Raw genomic sequence first — 209 nt, forward strand, 5'->3', positions numbered from 1 at the left:
TTGCCGAGCGGCAGCAGTTTCTCGAAGCCATAGCTGCCGACCAGGCCGGCGATCAGGCCGAAGGTGCCCAGCGGGGTGATCTCCAGCACGAAGCGGGTCACCTGGATCATGATGTCGCTCATCTGGCCCGTCAGCTTGCGTGCTTCGCTGACCTTGTCGCCCAGCTTGACCATGGCGAAGCCGAGCAGGCCGGCGAAGAAGATCACCGG

The 209-nt window shown here is 64.1% G+C and carries 1 protein-coding gene; it reads right to left on the reverse strand.

The features are described from left to right. A partial coding sequence (locus tag RRF55_RS29425; RefSeq protein ID WP_439419517.1) for a cation:dicarboxylate symporter family transporter occupies window positions 1-209 on the reverse strand: 209 nt, incomplete at both ends.

Source organism: Klebsiella sp. K47 (assembly GCF_051858335.1).
Taxonomy (GTDB): Bacteria; Pseudomonadota; Gammaproteobacteria; order Enterobacterales; family Enterobacteriaceae; genus Klebsiella; species Klebsiella pneumoniae.